Below are 16,418 nucleotides of genomic sequence, written 5' to 3'. Positions count from 1 at the left end.
GAATGCAGTTAGAAGGCAAGGTCGCAATCATCACAGGGGCTGCGCGGGGCATCGGCTATGCCATCGCCAAACGCTTCCTGATGGATGGTGCAAGCGTTGTTTTATCGGATATTGACGGTACAGCCGCCACAAAAGCCATGAAAGATCTGGAGCAATTTGGCAAGGTTCTGTCGATTGCATGCGATGTCGGTGACAAGCTCGACATTCATAATCTGCTGACCTATGCCACGACCAATCTTGGCGAGATCGATATTCTCGTCAACAATGCCGGTATTGTGCATCAGTCCGATTTTCTAGACCTGAAAGAAGATGATTTCGACCGGGTGATGCGCGTCAATCTTAAAGGTGCATTTCTCTGCGGGCAGTCTGTTGCAAAACGCATGGTCGCACGCGTGGAAGCCGGTGGCGACGCTGGCAAAATCATCAACATGTCGTCGATCAATGCCATTTATGGCCTGCCGGAACAGCTCGCTTATTCTGTCTCCAAGGGCGGCATGAACCAGCTGACACGCACAATGGCAGTGGCACTTGCCAAATGGGGTATCCGCGTCAATGCGATTGGCCCCGGTTCGATTGAAACCGATATGCTTGCTGCGGTGAATACAGACAAAGAGGCACGCAAGAAAATACTCGACCGCACACCATTGGGTCGAATCGGTCAAGCCGCTGAAATTGCAGCAATTGCTTCATTTCTGGCCTCAAACGATTCGAGTTTCATCACCGGCCAGACCATTTATGCTGACGGCGGACGCCTACCGCTCAGCTACACGGCAGACCCGCGTTTTAAACCGTGAAAATCACGCTCACTCCTGACAGAGAGTTGTCAGGAGCACTGTGTCATAGTGCATTCTTACAGATGAGGGATTCACCATGGCACTCGCAATCGCACCACTGCTGGCAATTCTGAAGGAATACAGGCGCAGACAAAATGAACGTCGGCGCTTTGTGCTGACACAGCGCGCACTCGACAATCTTCCAAGCGAGCTGCGCAAGGACATGGGCTGGCCGGACCGTTATCTCGAACAGCGCCGTAACGCTGCCGATGAGAGGAAATAACACCATGGCGAAAACCAAAACGATCGGTTTTGTCTTCGTTGAGGGCTTTGCTGATTGGGAATATGGATTTTTATCGGCATCAGCACGCGAATGGTTCGGCGTAAACACCGTTTCACTTGCGCCCGCAGGTTTGGAAGTCCGTTCGCTCAGCGGCTTTCGGCTAACACCCGATCGCAGCACGGACCTGCAAGAAAATGCTGATCTCGACGCTATTGCCGTTATCGGCTCCGATCTATGGGCGACGCCACAGGCTCCTGATATGACGGCGCTCTTGCGCGCCATTGCCGAAAGATCCGGTGTAGTTGGTGGCATTTGCGGCGCAACACTTGCACTAGCCCGCGCGGGTATATTCAATGGCGTCAATCACACCAGCAATGGCCGCGAATGGATCGCGGAGCGCGCACCGCAATATGCGGGTGCTGATCGCTATGAGGATGTGCCGAATGCTGTTGCGGACAAACGCATCGTTTCGGCACCGGGTACAGCACCCGGCACCTTCGCTGCTGTTTTTCTAGAAACGCTGTTTCCAACCGAACGGGAACGTATTGGCCAAATGCGCGCGCTCTTTGCACGCGAATATACTTGAGATCACCATGCGCCGAGCAGACCGCCTTTTCCAGATTGTTCAGCACCTGCGCGGTGGCAGGCTTGTCACTGCGCGCCAGCTGGCCGAACGGCTGGAAGTCTCCGAACGCACCATCTATCGCGACATAGCCGATCTTCAATCAACTGGCGTTCCTATCGATGGGGAGGCTGGTGTCGGCTATATTCTGCGTCAGGGCTTTGAGCTACCGCCGCTGATGTTTACCCGCGATGAAATTGTGGCACTGGTAGCGGGCGCACGCCTGATCCGCGCATGGGGCGGTGTTTCTATGGCACGCGGTGCAGAAGAAGCATTGGTGAAGATTGAAGCCGTTCTGCCGAAGGAAGAACGCGCGCGCATCACCAGCACGCAAATTCATGCACCGTCTACATCTATCAGTGTGGATGAGCGGCGCATCATCGATGCCGTTGAACGCGCGGTCGATGAAGGCACGGTGCTTAATATCCGCTATCGTGATCTTGAAGCGCGTGAGAGTGAGCGCGATATCCGTCCGCTCGGCCTTTGGTTCTGGGGTAAGGTCTGGACAGTGATCGGCTGGTGCGAGCTGCGCAATGCTTTCCGCACGTTTCGCACGGATCGGATTATAGCTGCTGACAAAGCTGGTCGCACATTCCGCTCAGAACGCGGCAAAACACTGGCTGACTTTTATCGACTCATGGAATTAAGCGAATGGAATTCCTTTAAAGATTGAAACGCCATCCAGCTTAAAATGAAAAACCCGCCTGACCGGCGGGTTTTCTATGTTCATCGAAGACGATCTTATTCTTCGTCTTCGTCGGTGTTTGTGCTCTTCAGTGAAGAAAGCTTTGCGAAAACCTTTTCCGCATCCAGCTCTTCTTCTTCAGGAGCCACATCGCGGAAATCGAAGTTTTCGGTCGCCGATGCTGGCAGCAATGTGCTGTCGGCTTCGACAACAGGACGGCTGCGTGCTGCACGATCAACTTCAAGATCGAGATCAATCTGCGTGCAAAGACCAAGCGTTACCGGGTCCATTGCGGTCAAAGTTGCCGAATTCCAATGCGTACGGTTGCGAATCTGTTCGATGGTCGACTTTGTCGTTCCAACCAAACGCGAAACCTGTGCATCCTTCAATTCTGGATGATTGCGAACCAGCCAAAGAATCGCATTCGGACGATCCTGACGCTTTGAAAGCGGGGTATAACGTGGACCTTTACGCTTGGCTTCCGGTACGCGAACCTTTGGCTCGGAAAGCTTCAAGCGATGGTATGGATCCTTTTCGCCCTTCGCGATTTCTTCGCGCGAAAGCTGGCCAGAGATAACCGGGTCCAGGCCCTTAATGCCCTGCGAGGCCTCGCCGTCCGCAATCGCCTTCACTTCGAGCGGATGCAGCTTGCACAAGCCAGCGATCTGATCAAAGGACAGAGCCGTATTATCAACGAGCCAGACTGCCGTTGCCTTCGGCATAAGAAGCTGGGTGGCCATTAGATATAATCCTCTTGTTCGTCCGCTCCGGTAGGGCGGGCCGTGGGAAAAACCACAAATTCCGGGAAATCACGGTCTGTATATATTTTTTTTAAGCGCAGAGCAAGAAACTGCTGCCATCCCATCCCATGTTCTCTTTTCATTGAATAAAATCAGGCAACTTCGAGCACGATCTTGCCGATATGCTGACTGCCTTCCATGCGCTCATGCGCTTTGCACGCATCTTTCAGTGGGAACGTCATATCCATCACCGGCGCAACCTTACGTTCCGCCAGAAGCGGCCAAACTTTTGCTTCCAATTCACGCGCGATACCTGCTTTGAACTCCACAGAACGCGATCGCAATGTCGAACCAGTATGGGTGAGACGCTTGGTCATCAGGATTGCAAAATTCGCCGTAGCCTTAGCACCATTTAGAAAAGCGATCTGCACAATGCGACCATCTTCAGCCGCAGCCTTGTAGTTGCGATCAACATAATCGCCGCCAACCATATCAAGAATAACATCAGCGCCCTTGCCGCCGGTGAACTCCTTCACCACAGTGACAAAATCTTCATCACGATAATTCACCGCGCGGTCAGCACCGAGCTTCAGACAGGCTTCGCATTTGTCAGTGGAGCCAGCTGTAATGATCACCTTCGCACCAAAAGCCTTCGCAAGCTGAATGGCCGTGGTGCCAATGCCAGATGATCCGCCATGGATCAGCAGCGTTTCGCCTTCTTTCAAGCCGCCGCGTTCAAACACATTGTGCCAGACGGTAAAGAAAGTCTCCGGAATTGCGGCCGCTTCACTGTAGCTATAGCCAGATAGCAACGGCAGAGCAGTGCTTTCATGCACCGTCGCATATTCTGCATAACCGCCACCAGCGAGAAGCGCGACAACCGCATCATCGATACGATAACGCTTAACGCCTTCACCAATTGCTACAACATCACCCGCAATTTCCAATCCCGGAATGTCTGACGCTCCGGCTGGTGGGGCATAACTGCCTTGTCGCTGCAATACATCAGGACGGTTCACGCCCGCAGCGCGAACCCGCACCAGTATTTCGCCAACTTTTGGCTGAGGTACTGCGCGCTCAACAGGTTGCAATACATTCGCATCACCCGGCTGCGCGATTTCGATTGCAGTCATTTGGGAAGGCAATTCAGCCGTCATGATCAAAGCTCCTGTTTTGTCCTATCGTCGCATATTTGCCGCACATATCGGCATGCTGGGCAAATTCAGAGAAATCATCATCGATTTCTGGAAATATATATGCGAAGATTCAAGGTGTTAAATCTTTTCTCTCTTTATAAGCCCATCATAGACTCCGGAGGAAGGCCATGAGCGGTTTTGACGAAGATGTTACAAAACCACGCAACAGTGTGGTTCTTAGCGATGAAGAATTATCGCTGCTGTCGGTTATCGAAATCGACCAGCACATCGCTTTGCTCCAGTCCGAAATAGAACGCCTAAAAGCCGAGAGACTTAAGAAGGGAGACAGTCGCGCTGCGGCTGAAGCCCTTTTCCGCTAAAGCATGTCGCGGAAAAGTGGGAACCGTTTTTCCGATAACGACATGCGTAAGAACCAGGAGTTAGAGCGAGCGCTATGGATACGAATAAGTGCGACACGCTCTAAGACTGCCCTGTTTCGTCATCAATGATAAAGCGAAGTGGCATTAAAGCGACTTCATAAAATCCCGGGAACGTGATCTTGCGCATTTATATTCAGGTTCTGGCGCTGCTCTGCGGCACAGCCTTTCTGTTGATGGCCTCGGGCCTCCATGGTCTGCTTCTGCCGTTGCGCGGCGGGCTAGAAGGCTTCTCCGTCGCATCGCTTGGTTTGCTCGGCACCACATGGGCAGGTGGATTCGTTGCTGGCTGTCTGTTTGCACCGCGTCTTGTGCGGCGTGTCGGCCATGTGCGTGCTTTTGGCTGTTTCGCTGCCTCTGCGGCCATCATCGCACTTTTATCTGGCATCTATATCGATGCGGTGTCCTGGATCATTCTGCGCACATTTACCGGCTTCTCAATGGCAGGCGCTTTCATGGTCATTGAAAGCTGGCTCAACGAGCGCGCCACCAATGAATCGCGCGGCAAGATTTTCGGCCTCTATATGATGGTCAACTACGGTGCGACCATGAGCGGTCAGATGATGGTGGCGAATGGCGATATTCGTTCTGATCACCTTTTTATGATCACCGGCATTCTTTTCTGCTTGGCTCTTATACCAACCGCCATGTCCACTGCCGTCAGCCCTAAGCCACTGACCGAAGTGCAGCTTGACCTGAAGGCACTTTATCGCAACTCACCCGCCGCATTTGTCGGCTGTATCCTGATCGGCATTGCAAACGGTGCATGGGGCACACTTGGCGCAGTTTTCGGCGCAAAATCAGGCATTTCGACCCCGGAAATCGCGCTCATGGTCAGTGTGACAATTGCCGCTGGCGCTTTAATGCAAATACCCGTGGGTCGCATTTCCGATCTGATTGACCGCCGTTATGTGCTGGCTGGCGTGGCTTCACTTGCAGCCCTTGTTGGCCTTGCAGCCTTTATTATCGGTCCATCCAACGGCAAGGTTATCATCATCATGACCGGCTGTTATGGGGCACTTGCCTATGCACTTTATCCTGTCGCAGTAGCCCATGCGAATGACCACGCTACATCTGAAAGCTTCGTGAAAGTATCGAGTGGGCTGCTGTTGCTATATGGCTTCGGCACCATGCTCGGACCCTTGCTGGCTGCGGCTGCGATGGATATTTTCTGGCCATCAGGCCTGTTTGCCATCACAGCGCTCGCGCATATTTCGATAACGGGCTACGCGCTGTTTCGCTCCCGCAGACGGGCATCGATACCGAAATCAGAAAAAGAGCAGTTTAAGAGCATGCCATCGGTGAAGAGTGCAACGCCTGAGGGGATGAATCTCGACCCACGGGCGGAAAGCGAAGCCAATTAAATAAAGATGTTCGGCGGCTGTAACGCAGCCGCCAATATTTAAAGAATAATTGCTCGACATCGCTTATTTAGAGCGCATCCCCGAAAGTGGGTTTCCATTTTCTGACAAGATGCTCATTAAAACGAATATTCAGCGCGCCGATCTGATTTAATCAGATCGAAACGCGCTCTATCATAAGCCTATAAAAACGATGCAATATCAACAGTTAAGGGCGTTGAACACCGTGCTTGGGGATCAGTGACGCGTCACTTGAATTTTTAGCTTTTCAATCTGCTCTTTGAGAGCCAGCTTCTTGCGCTTGAGAGACGTAACATGCAGGTCATCAATTGCCGGTGACGCTAAAGCTTCGGAGATTTCCTCTTCCAAAGCGCCGTGCTTCTGTTCAAGCGTGGCAAGATGGGACTCGATAGCCATCATCAATTCTCCTTTGATTGATTTACCAAAGGACAGGGCCATGTTGCAGCTTTTGCCAACAAATGGCTCCATCCGCTCTCACCTGCGCAAACGCCCGGTAGTACACCTCCTGCTATCCGGGCCAGTTACGCAGTCCCGGCTGCCATTCAACAGTTCATTCAGCAACCGTTGTTCATGACAGAACAATGACACTGTGGCATGAGTTTGATGCAAAGTCGAATTTGTTTTGGTAGGATTTTCCAATCACGAAAAATGTGATAAAGGCTTCGCCTGAAACGGGTCTGCACCACTCTGGAGCGGCCCGTAATATTATTTTTAAGAAATGGGGCAAGCCGCATGTCCGATCAGGATCAGGCCGAAGTTAGATTGGTCGTCGCACGTCTGAAACAGGAACACGCGGATTTCGATGCAGCTATAAATGCCATGATGCAGGTCGGCTGCGATCAGCTGCGCATCCAGCGCATGAAAAAGAAAAAACTCGCAATCAAAGACAAGCTTCAGGAACTGGAAGATCAGGTCATCCCTGACATCATCGCCTGAGCATAACATAAAAGACGTTTCATAGCCGGGGTTCGCCCGGCTTTGTTTTTCAATCCATGATCTAAAGAAGCAGGACGGATCAATGAGCAGAAGTGCAGATGTCGCAATCATCATGGGAAGCCAATCCGATTGGGAAACAATGCGCCATGCCGCTGATACGCTTGATGCATTGGGTATATCTTTCGATGCGCGCATCGTCTCGGCACATCGTACTCCTGATCGCCTCGTTTCTTTTGCCAAAGGCGCAAAGGCTGAAGGCTTCAAAGTTGTGATTGCCGGTGCTGGCGGCGCGGCCCACCTCCCCGGCATGGCAGCAGCGATGACCCCGCTCCCGGTTTTTGGTGTGCCAGTTCAGTCGAAAGCACTTTCTGGTCAAGACTCACTTCTGTCCATCGTGCAGATGCCCGCGGGTATCCCGGTAGGCACACTCGCCATTGGTCGCGCGGGCGCTGTCAACGCAGCGCTTCTATCAGCGGCCGTACTTGCCCTTTATGACGACGCGCTGGCCGCACGTCTTGACGAATGGCGCACTGCACAGACCGAAAGCGTTGCAGAACGCCCATCTGATGAGGTCTGATATGACAGTTTCAGCGTTGAAGGCCGGTTCTACAATCGGCATCATCGGCGGCGGCCAGTTGGCGCGTATGCTCGCTATGGCAGCGGCACGCCTTGGTTATGAGACCATCATTCTCGAGCCGCAGGCAGATTGCCCGGCAGCACAGGTGGCCAACCGTCAGATTATTGCGGCCTACGATGACCCAGCAGCGCTTGCACAGCTCGCTGCGGCGTCTGACGTCATCACCTATGAATTTGAGAACGTTCCGGTATCAGCAGCTGACAAGCTTGCGGAATCGGCGCTCGTGTTTCCACCACCAGCCGCACTTGAGATTTCACAGGACCGCTTTACCGAAAAGCAATTCCTCAATGAAAGCGGCATCGAAACCGCCCCGTGGCGCCTTGTCGACGATGAAGAATCGCTCATTGCAGCACTCGCAGCACTTGGCGAACGCGGTATTCTGAAAACCCGTCGCCTTGGCTATGATGGCAAGGGACAAGTCCGCCTCACATCGCTTGACGAAAGCGAAGCGAAAAACGCGCTTCACGCGATCAAGCACGCACCGGCAATCCTTGAAGGCTTTGTCGCTTTTGAGCGCGAAGTTTCTGTGATTGCAGCGCGCGACCGCCAAGGCAATGTTGCGATCTTCGATATTTCAGAAAACGTCCATAAGGACGGCATTCTGTCGACTTCGACAGTTCCTGCAGCAATCTCAACCCAAACTGCCGAAACCGCTAGCAAGGCCGCTGAGAAGCTTCTTCATGCGCTTGATTATGTCGGCGTCCTTGGACTTGAGTTCTTCGTTCTTGCTGACGGCACATTGCTTGCCAATGAGTTTGCGCCACGCGTGCACAATTCCGGCCACTGGACGGAGGCTGCCTGCGCGATCTCGCAGTTTGAACAACATATTCGTGCCGTCGCAGGCCTGCCTCTTGGCGACACTATGCGTCATTCCGATTGCGTGATGGAAAACCTGATCGGCGACGATATTGAGCAGGTTCCGGCGATTCTCGCAGAATCGAATGCTGTGCTGCATCTCTACGGCAAGAAAGAAGCCCGCCCGGGCCGCAAAATGGGTCATGTGACCCGCATTCGCACCCGCGCACGCTAAGCATTACGCAGGAATCCATCAGATTCCTGCGTTTGTAGGCCCTGCGGCAAGATTTTCGGGACCAGTCTTCGTGAATCTGCGGCGCAGGAGTTGACATTCAGCTGAAATATTGTGTATTTCGGCCAACCCTTCGGGCAGGAATACTGCCTGTAACCAATTGGCGCCTTGGGCGCCTGTTTTTATGCCGCCCCGCGACACGTGCTGTCGATGGGCCCAACCAAGACCGGTGATTGACATGAAGATCAAGAATTCGCTCAAGGCGCTCAAGGGCCGTCATCGTGACTGCCAGCTCGTTCGTCGTAAGGGCCGCGTATACATCATCAATAAGACTGCTCCGCGCTTCAAGGCACGTCAGGGCTAATCTTATTTCTGATTTTGCATTTGACGTTTCGCTACGTATAATCAACATTATGCGTATGCGGAACGTTTTTGCTTATCCAATACATATCACGCTCCTATCGGTCTTTAGCGCAGCTTTGCTTATCACAAGCCCTGCCCTCGCCGATACGAAGCCTCAGCTGACCGCCCCTATCCTGCCTGTGCAGACCGGTGCCGACAGCGAACAAAAGCCTGCTCCCAAGCCTCAAGATCAAGCTGACCAGACGCCTGAAGAGCGTCTCGATAAGCTTTTTGCTGATCTCAAGCGCACATCGGATGCGACTAAGGCTCGTCGCCTGACGATTCAGATCAATCAAATCTGGCAGCAATCTGGCAGCGCCACGGTGGACCTTCTGGTGCAATGGGCCAATTCAGCGATGCTTGAAAAGCGCTATACATCAGCGCTCGATTTTCTCAATGAAGCCATCGCGATCAATCCCGATTACGCAGAAGCATGGAATCGTCGTGCGACGGTGTATTACCTGCGCAATGATTATGCGCATGCCATGTTTGACATCAATCGCACGCTAGAGCTTGAGCCGCGCCATTATGGTGCGCTAACCGGCATGGCGGACATTCTGCGCGCTCGTGGCCTCAAGGAACAAGCTCTGAAGGCCTATGAGAAAGCGCTCGAGGTTAATCCGATGATGCGTGATGCGCAGAAGAACCTGCTCGATCTCACGGAAGAGCTGAGCGACACCCGCACCTGATTCTCTCAAAGCGATACAAACAAAAACGCGCCCCGAAAGGAGCGCGTTTTTTCTTATCTGTGAAGCCCACCCAAAACTGGATGGAATTCGGAATTATGGTGAGCCGAAAATGGTGGGATTTGAGAACCGGCGCGCAGCGTACTTAACGTACGTGAGCACCGGAAGCGAAAAAACACACCATTTGCAGGCCACTCCGGCATCTGCCCAAAAATCGGAAATGATTTTTGGAAGGCACGATGCGTAGTTTCAATAATTTAGAGCGTCCTTTGTGCGTCCAATAGGACGCACGGCGCTCTAAAAACCGAATGCCGCCGGTTTTAGTCAGTAGAAGACTGACCGTCGGCTCCAATGTAGGCGATGCGAAGAAGGTTGGTTGCACCCGGTGTTCCAAATGGCACGCCAGCGGTAACGATCAGACGATCACCAGCTTTACCGAACTCTTCCTTGAATACGACCTGACAAGCGTGATCGACCATGTCTTCCAGATCATGCGCGTCTTCTGTGACAACGCAATGCAGACCCCAGACAACCGACAGACGACGTGCGGTTTCAACAATTGGCGACAGCGCGATGATTGGTGTACGAGGACGCTCGCGCGCCGCACGAAGACCGGTTGCACCCGAAGCCGTGTACGTGACGATTGCCGAAAGGTTCAGCGTTTCTGCGATCTGACGTGCAGCCAAAGCAATTGCATCAGAACCCGTTGGCTCAGGAATTGCGCGCTGCGCATCCAGAATGCCCGGATAGGTCGGCTCGCGTTCAACCTTTTCCGCAATGCGGTTCATCGTGGCAACAGCTTCAACCGGATACTGACCGGAAGCCGATTCTGCCGAAAGCATAACCGCGTCTGCACCTTCAAACACAGCTGTCGCAACGTCCGACACTTCAGCGCGGGTTGGAACTGGTGCGGTGATCATTGATTCGAGCATCTGCGTGGCAACCACAACCGGCTTACCAGCGCGGCGTGCCTTGCGGATCATCTGCTTCTGAATGCCCGGAACGCTTTCCAGTGGCATTTCAACGCCAAGATCACCACGGGCAACCATGATAGCGTCGGAGAGTTCAATGATCTCGTCAAGACGGGTGACAGCCTGCGGCTTTTCGATCTTCGACATCAGGCCGACCTTGCCACCTGAAATCTTGCGTGCTTCGATCAGATCTTCCGGACGTTGAATGAACGACAGGGCAACCCAGTCGATGTCTTCCTTCAGAACCGCGTCGAAATCCTTGTAATCTTTTTCGGTCAGAGCGCCGACACCCAACGTGGTATCCGGCAGGCTTACGCCCTTACGATCGGAAATGCTGGTTCCAGCAACAACCTTACAAACAATCGACTTACCGTCGCTTGATTCTGCAATCAGTTCCAGCTTGCCGTCATCGATCAGAAGACGATGACCAGCTTCCACAGCTTCCAGAATTTCGGGATGCGGAAGATAAACGCGGGTTTCGTCGCCCGGCTCTTGATTGTTGTCTAGCGTAAAAGTCTGACCAACTGTCAATGTGACTTTGGTATCTTTGAACTTGCCAACGCGAAGCTTTGGACCCTGAAGATCGGCCAGAATGCCGATCGGACGACCAAGTTCTTTTTCTACATTGCGGATGCGCTTCACAAGCGTACGCATCATGTCATGATCGGCATGACTCATATTGATACGGAAAACGTCTGCGCCTGCTTCAAAAAGCTGACGGATAACGGATTCCTCGCCAGACGCCGGGCCGAGTGTGGCGAGAATCTTGACCTTGCGGTTGCGCTTCATGGGTTATTCGTTCCTGTAACTGTGGAGTTTTCTAACGGCGTTTCGTCCGTGAGCTGTACCATCCAGCTCGATTGTTCCCCGGTATCGTATTCCTGAAAGCCATTGCGCTGGAAACCACGGGCAAAACAGTCCTGAACACCCGTGATGCGGAATTCTTTTTCCGCAACACACATGTTCACTTTGCCTTCCCAGCGACCGCCGCTCTGAGAATCTTCTGCGAAAAGATAATAATATCGGGAGGTCAACGGCCCCTCGATCAGCGTCTTGCAGGTGGAGCCATCAATATGCCACCAGCCCTCAGTCACCCAGCCGGCTTTGGCTCTGTAGCCAATGGAAACACCAACCAGATTCTGAGTTGAGTTACATACTCGAAAATCAGCGCGCGCTTCCATGGATGTCAGACCCAGAGCGCCCACAAGCACACTGGAAAACAAACCCAAAAACACTGGAAGTCGCATTCGCCGAACTCCTTCAGTCCGCAATCGCTTTTGTCTCACGCAAGGAAATCCTCTTTCGGTCGATCTCTTTTCGGCAGTTTCGCCTTTGATGTCAACGCAATCCCGGAGAGAACAAATCAGTTACAGCATTTCCAATCAAACTGCATAGCGATTTTCGCTCAATTTAAACGATTAGATTCCTGCCTTGCCTCAATCCGGAAACTCCTTCACCTTTCTTTTGAGAATGATCGTTGCAATACCGACTTTCTCATGACAGAGCTGAAACTACTTGCGATTTATGACAGAAATCCCACCCAAGAAGCTGCATCCATGTCATTTGATCCGTCATTTTCACCCGTCCATCAGGTCGATGGCAACCTTAGCCTTGGTCTGCTTCTGACTGCTGATCATGCCCGCCGTGATTTGCCTGCTGAATATGGCAATCTGGGTCTCGCGGAGAGTGAGTTTGAACGGCATATCGCCTATGATATCGGCGTAGAGGAACTGACACGGCAGCTCGCAGCCAAGCTTAACGCACCGGCGGTCATGGGTGGCTTTTCTCGATTACTGATTGATCCCAATCGCGGCGAAGACGACCCGACACTCGTCATGCAATTGTCAGACGGGGCGGTGATTTCCGGTAACTATCCAATGACACCGGAAGAACGCGAAAATCGCCTCGACCGTTTCTATCGCCCCTATCACGACGCCATTGCCTCGATGAGCACGCGGGTTGCTGCCGAAAGTGGCAAAGCACCGTTTATCGTCGCCATCCATTCCTTTACGCCAAACTGGCGTGGCAAAGACCGTCCGTGGCATATCGGGCTTTTGTGGGATTCCGACCCGCGTGGCGTTACGCCTTTTCTGTCCATGCTGCGCAATGAGGCCGGATTGGTCGTCGGCGATAACGAACCTTATGATGGCGCGCTTAAGAACGATGCGCTGTATCGCCATGCAACAGCCAGAGGCTATGCGAACGTGCTTATTGAAGTGCGGCAGGATTTGATTGCTGACAAAACCGGGTCAACACAATGGGCAGAACTGCTGGCGCCGATGCTGGCAAAGATCAACGCGATGCCTGAGATCCACGAAATCCGGCATTTCGGCTCGCGATCTGGCTTGGTTGGCTGATCCTTTGCCCGCTATCCACAGCCCATCAGCGATAAAAAGCGCATTTCTAAGCCCGATGGCTCTTAATTTTGCCTGCGACTCGCAGAAAAACTAAGTCCGACTTTCGGCAACGGTCCTGTTCCTGTAACGGATGACCTTTGACCCGCATTCATAATCGACTTTGAATTGGAGAAACGCGTGAGCGACGACATTACCAGCGAAGCCCAGACCATTGCTGTTGGCCAGTTGCGTGCTTTCATCGAGCGCATTGAGCGCCTTGAAGAAGAAAAAAAGACCATTGGCGACGATATCAAGGAAGTTTACGCGGAATTGAAGGGTTCGGGGTTTGACAGCAAGGTCGTAAGGACCATTATTCGTCTGCGTAAAAAAGAAGACCATGAGCGTCAGGAAGAAGAAGCCATGCTCCAGCTTTATATGGATGCACTTGGCATGGGTTGATTCTTGGACCCAAATTCCTTCTTCCTGAAATCATAACGCTGCGGCTCCGAATGGGGCCGCAGGCAAAGGAAGAGGATAGGGTCCATGGAGTTTAGAAAACTCGGACGTACTGAACTCGAGGTTTCGCCGCTGTGTTTTGGCGGCAACGTATTTGGCTGGACGGTCGATGAAGCAACATCGTTCTCGCTTCTCGACCGTTTTGTCGATGCAGGTTTGAATTTCATTGATACGGCGGACGTTTACTCCGCATGGGCGCCGGGAAATTTCGGCGGCGAATCCGAAACCATCATTGGCAATTGGCTGAAATCCCGCGGCCTTCGTCACAAGGTTGTGATCGCAACCAAAGTCGGATCAGAAATGGGGCCTGACGAAAAGGGTCTTTCTCCCGCCTATATTCGCAAAGCCGTTGATGCCTCCCTCAAGCGGCTGCAAACAGACTATATCGATCTTTATCAATCGCATTGGGATGATCCAGAAACGCCGTTTGAAGATGTTCTTGGCACCTATCACGACCTGATCAAAGCGGGCAAGGTTCGCGCAATTGGCGCATCAAACCTGACGCCAGAACGGCTTACAGAATCGCTTAATATCGCAAAGCAGCACAGCCTGCCGCGCTACGAAACATTGCAGCCGCTCTATAATCTCTATGATCGTGCAGGGTTTGAAGACGGACTTGAAGCCATCTGCCGTGACAACGAACTCGGCGTTATCAACTATTACTCGCTTGCTTCCGGCTTTCTAACCGGCAAATACCGTTCGAAAGATGACCTTGGTCAGAGCGCGCGCGGTCAAACAGTGGAAAAATATCTGACTGATCGCGGATCGCGAATTATAGCAGCACTCGATCAGGTTGCCCGCGCCAATGATGCGACATCCGCTCAGATTGCAATTGCCTGGCTGATTGCCCGACCCGCTGTCACCTCACCGATTGCCAGTGCAACTCGTCTCACCCAGCTCAATGAGTTGATTGATGCAGCACAGATCAAGCTGGACGATGAAGCGATTGCCCTGCTCGACAAGGCAAGCGCTTAACCAAAAACGAAACGGAAGGGTAAACTACCCTTCCAGTTCTTCCCGCAGCATCTCCAGCTCCAACCACTCTTCTTCCATGGCAGAATGCTCGGAACGCTTCTTATCGAGAAGATCGGCGGTCTTGGCAAACAGTGTCGGGTCTTTTGCATAAAGCTGCGGATCAGCAAGCTTACCTTCAAGCACAGACATTTCCTTTGTCAGTGCATCCATCTTGCCCGGCAGAGTTTCCAGCGCAAATTTCTGCTTATAGGAAAGCTTGCGCTTTTCTTCACGCTTAGGCTGAGCAGCTGCGTCGCTCTTGTCACCAGAGCGAGCGGTAGCCGTATTGAGGTTGCGTTTCGCTAACGCCTGCTCCTTACGCTGCGCCATCATATCGGCATAACCACCAGCATATTCGAGCCAGTTGCCATCGCCTTCCGGAGCTATCACCGACGTCACCGTGCGATCAAGGAAATCGCGATCGTGGCTCACAAGGATAACCGTTCCGGGAAAACCCGAAACCAGTTCCTGTAACAGATCGAGCGTTTCCATATCGAGATCGTTGGTCGGCTCATCGAGGATCAGCAAATTGGCAGGGCGTGCCAAAACACGCGCAAGCATAAGACGCGCGCGTTCACCACCGGAAAGCTCGCGGATCGGGGTGCGAATCTGTTCCGGCTGGAAAAGAAAGTCCTTCATGTAGGAAACAACATGACGCTGCTCACCATTGACGACGAGGCTTTCGCCACGGCCATCGGTGAGATAATGCGCCAGCGTATCATCCAAATTGAGGCTTTCGCGCTTCTGGTCTAGCTCAGCCATTTCCAGATTGACACCAAGGCGCAAAGTGCCTGAATCAGGCGCAAGCTTGCCAGTGAGAATCGAGAGGAGCGTGGTTTTTCCGGCTCCGTTCGGACCAACAAGACCGATACGATCACCGCGTTGCACGCGGGTCGAGAAATCATGAACGAGAACGCGCTCACCATAAGCCTTATTGAGCTTTTTGGCTTCAATCACCAGCTTGCCGGATTCCTTGGAATCACTTGCTGCCAGCACGGCCGTGCCTTGAGCTTTGCGATGATTGCGGAAATCGGAACGCATCGAATGCAATTCGCCAAGACGGCGCATATTGCGCTTACGGCGCGCGGTTACGCCATAACGCAGCCAATGCTCTTCGCGCGCAATCTGACGACCAAGCTTGTGATGATCGCGCTCTTCTTCTTCCAGAACCTTGTCGCGCCATTCTTCAAAATGGCCAAAGCCCTGATCGATACGACGGGTGATGCCGCGATCAAGCCAGACAGTCGAACGGCTGACATTTTCAAGGAAACGACGATCATGCGAGATCAGCACAATGGCCGACCGGATTTGACGCAATTCATCTTCCAGCCATTCAATCGTATTGAGATCAAGATGGTTGGTCGGCTCATCAAGCAGCAATACGTCAGGTTGCGGAGCAATAACGCGTGCAAGGGCTGCACGGCGCGCTTCACCGCCCGATAAATGATCAGGCTTCTCTTCACCGGTCAGGCCAAGATGCTCAAGCAGATAGGTCACACGATGCGGATCATCTGCCGGTCCAAGACCCGCCTCCACATAAGCGCGCACATTGGCATAACCATCAAGGTCCGGCACCTGCGGCAGATAACGAATAGTCGCGCCCGGATGTTTGAATATCTCACCGGATGTTGCTTCGACCATCCCGGCTGCGATTTTTAGCAATGTGGATTTGCCGGAACCATTGCGGCCGACCAACGCAATGCGGTCGCCCTCACTCACGGATAGGACGGCTTCTTCCAGAAGCGGTGTGCCGCCAAAGGTGAGCTTGATCTGGTCGAGGCGAAGAAGCGGAGGTGCCATGGTTCTCTTTGAAAACTGCCGTTGAAATTTGTGCC

Annotated in this window: 20 protein-coding genes; 14 read left to right on the top strand and 6 right to left on the bottom strand. The window is 52.8% G+C overall.

The window, feature by feature from the left end:
* Positions 1-2 precede the first annotated feature (2 nt).
* From WH356_RS17695 to WH356_RS17680, 4 genes are all read left to right on the top strand, one after another.
* The gene (locus tag WH356_RS17695; protein ID WP_339513157.1) at positions 3-794 is read left to right on the top strand and encodes an SDR family NAD(P)-dependent oxidoreductase; all 792 of its coding nucleotides are present in this window, start codon (positions 3-5) and stop codon (positions 792-794) included.
* Positions 795-870: 76 nt separating this feature from the next.
* Positions 871-1,056, top strand: coding sequence for a hypothetical protein (locus WH356_RS17690; RefSeq protein ID WP_339513156.1), 186 nt, complete (start codon positions 871-873; stop codon positions 1,054-1,056).
* A gap of 4 nt (positions 1,057-1,060) precedes the next feature.
* Entirely contained in the window at positions 1,061-1,642 is a 582-nt protein-coding gene (locus WH356_RS17685; protein ID WP_339513154.1) for a DJ-1/PfpI family protein, read from the top strand.
* A 7-nt stretch (positions 1,643-1,649) separates the two neighbouring features.
* Positions 1,650-2,351, top strand: coding sequence for a helix-turn-helix transcriptional regulator (locus WH356_RS17680; protein ID WP_339513152.1), 702 nt, complete (start codon positions 1,650-1,652; stop codon positions 2,349-2,351).
* 68 nt (positions 2,352-2,419) lie between these two features.
* Here WH356_RS17680 and WH356_RS17675 read toward each other — a convergent pair whose 3' ends face one another.
* Together WH356_RS17675 and WH356_RS17670 are read right to left on the bottom strand one after the other, a co-directional pair.
* Positions 2,420-3,103 (bottom strand): DUF1013 domain-containing protein, encoded by a 684-nt coding sequence (locus tag WH356_RS17675; RefSeq protein WP_339513150.1) that lies wholly within the window; start codon positions 3,101-3,103, stop codon positions 2,420-2,422.
* Between the two features lie 152 nt (positions 3,104-3,255).
* Positions 3,256-4,260, bottom strand: coding sequence for an NAD(P)H-quinone oxidoreductase (locus WH356_RS17670; protein WP_339513148.1), 1,005 nt, complete (start codon positions 4,258-4,260; stop codon positions 3,256-3,258).
* A gap of 167 nt (positions 4,261-4,427) precedes the next feature.
* Here WH356_RS17670 and WH356_RS17665 point away from each other — a divergent pair, with 167 nt between their 5' ends.
* Together WH356_RS17665 and WH356_RS17660 are read left to right on the top strand one after the other, a co-directional pair.
* Positions 4,428-4,619 carry a DUF1192 domain-containing protein gene (locus WH356_RS17665; protein ID WP_250041148.1) on the top strand — a complete coding sequence of 64 codons (192 nt, stop codon included), beginning with the start codon at positions 4,428-4,430 and terminating at the stop codon, positions 4,617-4,619.
* 179 nt (positions 4,620-4,798) lie between these two features.
* Complete coding sequence (locus tag WH356_RS17660; RefSeq protein ID WP_339513145.1) at positions 4,799-6,040, top strand: MFS transporter; 1,242 nt, start codon at positions 4,799-4,801, stop codon at positions 6,038-6,040.
* A 234-nt stretch (positions 6,041-6,274) separates the two neighbouring features.
* Here the strand turns inward: WH356_RS17660 and WH356_RS17655 are convergent, their stop codons facing one another.
* Complete coding sequence (locus WH356_RS17655) at positions 6,275-6,457, bottom strand: YdcH family protein (RefSeq protein WP_250041152.1); 183 nt, start codon at positions 6,455-6,457, stop codon at positions 6,275-6,277.
* Positions 6,458-6,790: 333 nt separating this feature from the next.
* On the opposite strand from WH356_RS17655, the gene WH356_RS17650 reads away from it, so the two are divergent.
* The 5 genes from WH356_RS17650 (at position 6,791) to WH356_RS17630 (ending at position 9,749) form a co-directional block, all read left to right on the top strand.
* Positions 6,791-6,994: a YdcH family protein gene (locus WH356_RS17650; protein WP_339513143.1), complete on the top strand. Its 204-nt coding sequence runs from the start codon at positions 6,791-6,793 to the stop codon at positions 6,992-6,994.
* 82 nt (positions 6,995-7,076) lie between these two features.
* Positions 7,077-7,571 carry a 5-(carboxyamino)imidazole ribonucleotide mutase gene (gene purE / locus WH356_RS17645; protein ID WP_339513141.1) on the top strand — a complete coding sequence of 165 codons (495 nt, stop codon included), beginning with the start codon at positions 7,077-7,079 and terminating at the stop codon, positions 7,569-7,571.
* A 1-nt stretch (position 7,572) separates the two neighbouring features.
* Positions 7,573-8,661, top strand: a complete 1,089-nt coding sequence (locus WH356_RS17640) for a 5-(carboxyamino)imidazole ribonucleotide synthase (RefSeq protein WP_339513139.1) — start codon at positions 7,573-7,575, stop codon at positions 8,659-8,661.
* A gap of 235 nt (positions 8,662-8,896) precedes the next feature.
* Entirely contained in the window at positions 8,897-9,022 is a 126-nt protein-coding gene (gene ykgO / locus WH356_RS17635) for a type B 50S ribosomal protein L36 (RefSeq protein WP_075657282.1), read from the top strand.
* Positions 9,023-9,137: 115 nt separating this feature from the next.
* Positions 9,138-9,749: a tetratricopeptide repeat protein gene (locus WH356_RS17630; RefSeq protein ID WP_421566185.1), complete on the top strand. Its 612-nt coding sequence runs from the start codon at positions 9,138-9,140 to the stop codon at positions 9,747-9,749.
* A 317-nt stretch (positions 9,750-10,066) separates the two neighbouring features.
* Here WH356_RS17630 and pyk read toward each other — a convergent pair whose 3' ends face one another.
* Both pyk and WH356_RS17620 read right to left on the bottom strand, forming a co-directional pair.
* A complete protein-coding gene (gene pyk / locus WH356_RS17625) occupies positions 10,067-11,506 on the bottom strand; it encodes a pyruvate kinase (protein WP_339513134.1) in 1,440 nt (479 codons plus the stop codon).
* On the bottom strand, positions 11,503-11,964 hold the full coding sequence (locus WH356_RS17620) for a DUF1036 domain-containing protein (RefSeq protein WP_339513132.1): 462 nt from the start codon (positions 11,962-11,964) through the stop codon (positions 11,503-11,505). Before WH356_RS17620 ends, pyk begins: the two co-directional genes overlap by 4 nt.
* Positions 11,965-12,273: 309 nt before the next feature.
* Between WH356_RS17620 and WH356_RS17615 the strand changes: the two genes are divergently transcribed.
* From WH356_RS17615 to WH356_RS17605, 3 genes are all read left to right on the top strand, one after another.
* Positions 12,274-13,074: an N-formylglutamate amidohydrolase gene (locus WH356_RS17615; protein WP_339513312.1), complete on the top strand. Its 801-nt coding sequence runs from the start codon at positions 12,274-12,276 to the stop codon at positions 13,072-13,074.
* A gap of 177 nt (positions 13,075-13,251) precedes the next feature.
* Entirely contained in the window at positions 13,252-13,512 is a 261-nt protein-coding gene (locus tag WH356_RS17610) for a DUF2312 domain-containing protein (RefSeq protein ID WP_007876730.1), read from the top strand.
* 84 nt (positions 13,513-13,596) lie between these two features.
* Positions 13,597-14,544, top strand: a complete 948-nt coding sequence (locus tag WH356_RS17605) for an aldo/keto reductase (RefSeq protein ID WP_339513130.1) — start codon at positions 13,597-13,599, stop codon at positions 14,542-14,544.
* A gap of 24 nt (positions 14,545-14,568) precedes the next feature.
* Here the strand turns inward: WH356_RS17605 and WH356_RS17600 are convergent, their stop codons facing one another.
* Positions 14,569-16,383: an ABC-F family ATP-binding cassette domain-containing protein gene (locus WH356_RS17600; RefSeq protein ID WP_339513128.1), complete on the bottom strand. Its 1,815-nt coding sequence runs from the start codon at positions 16,381-16,383 to the stop codon at positions 14,569-14,571.
* Between the last annotated feature and the right edge of the window lie 35 nt (positions 16,384-16,418).

Origin of the sequence: Ochrobactrum sp. MYb379 (genome assembly GCF_037479515.1) — a bacterium.
Lineage (GTDB): Bacteria > Pseudomonadota > Alphaproteobacteria > Rhizobiales > Rhizobiaceae > Brucella.
Note: the sequence above shows the minus strand (reverse complement) of the source record. Positions and strands in the feature narration are given on the sequence as shown.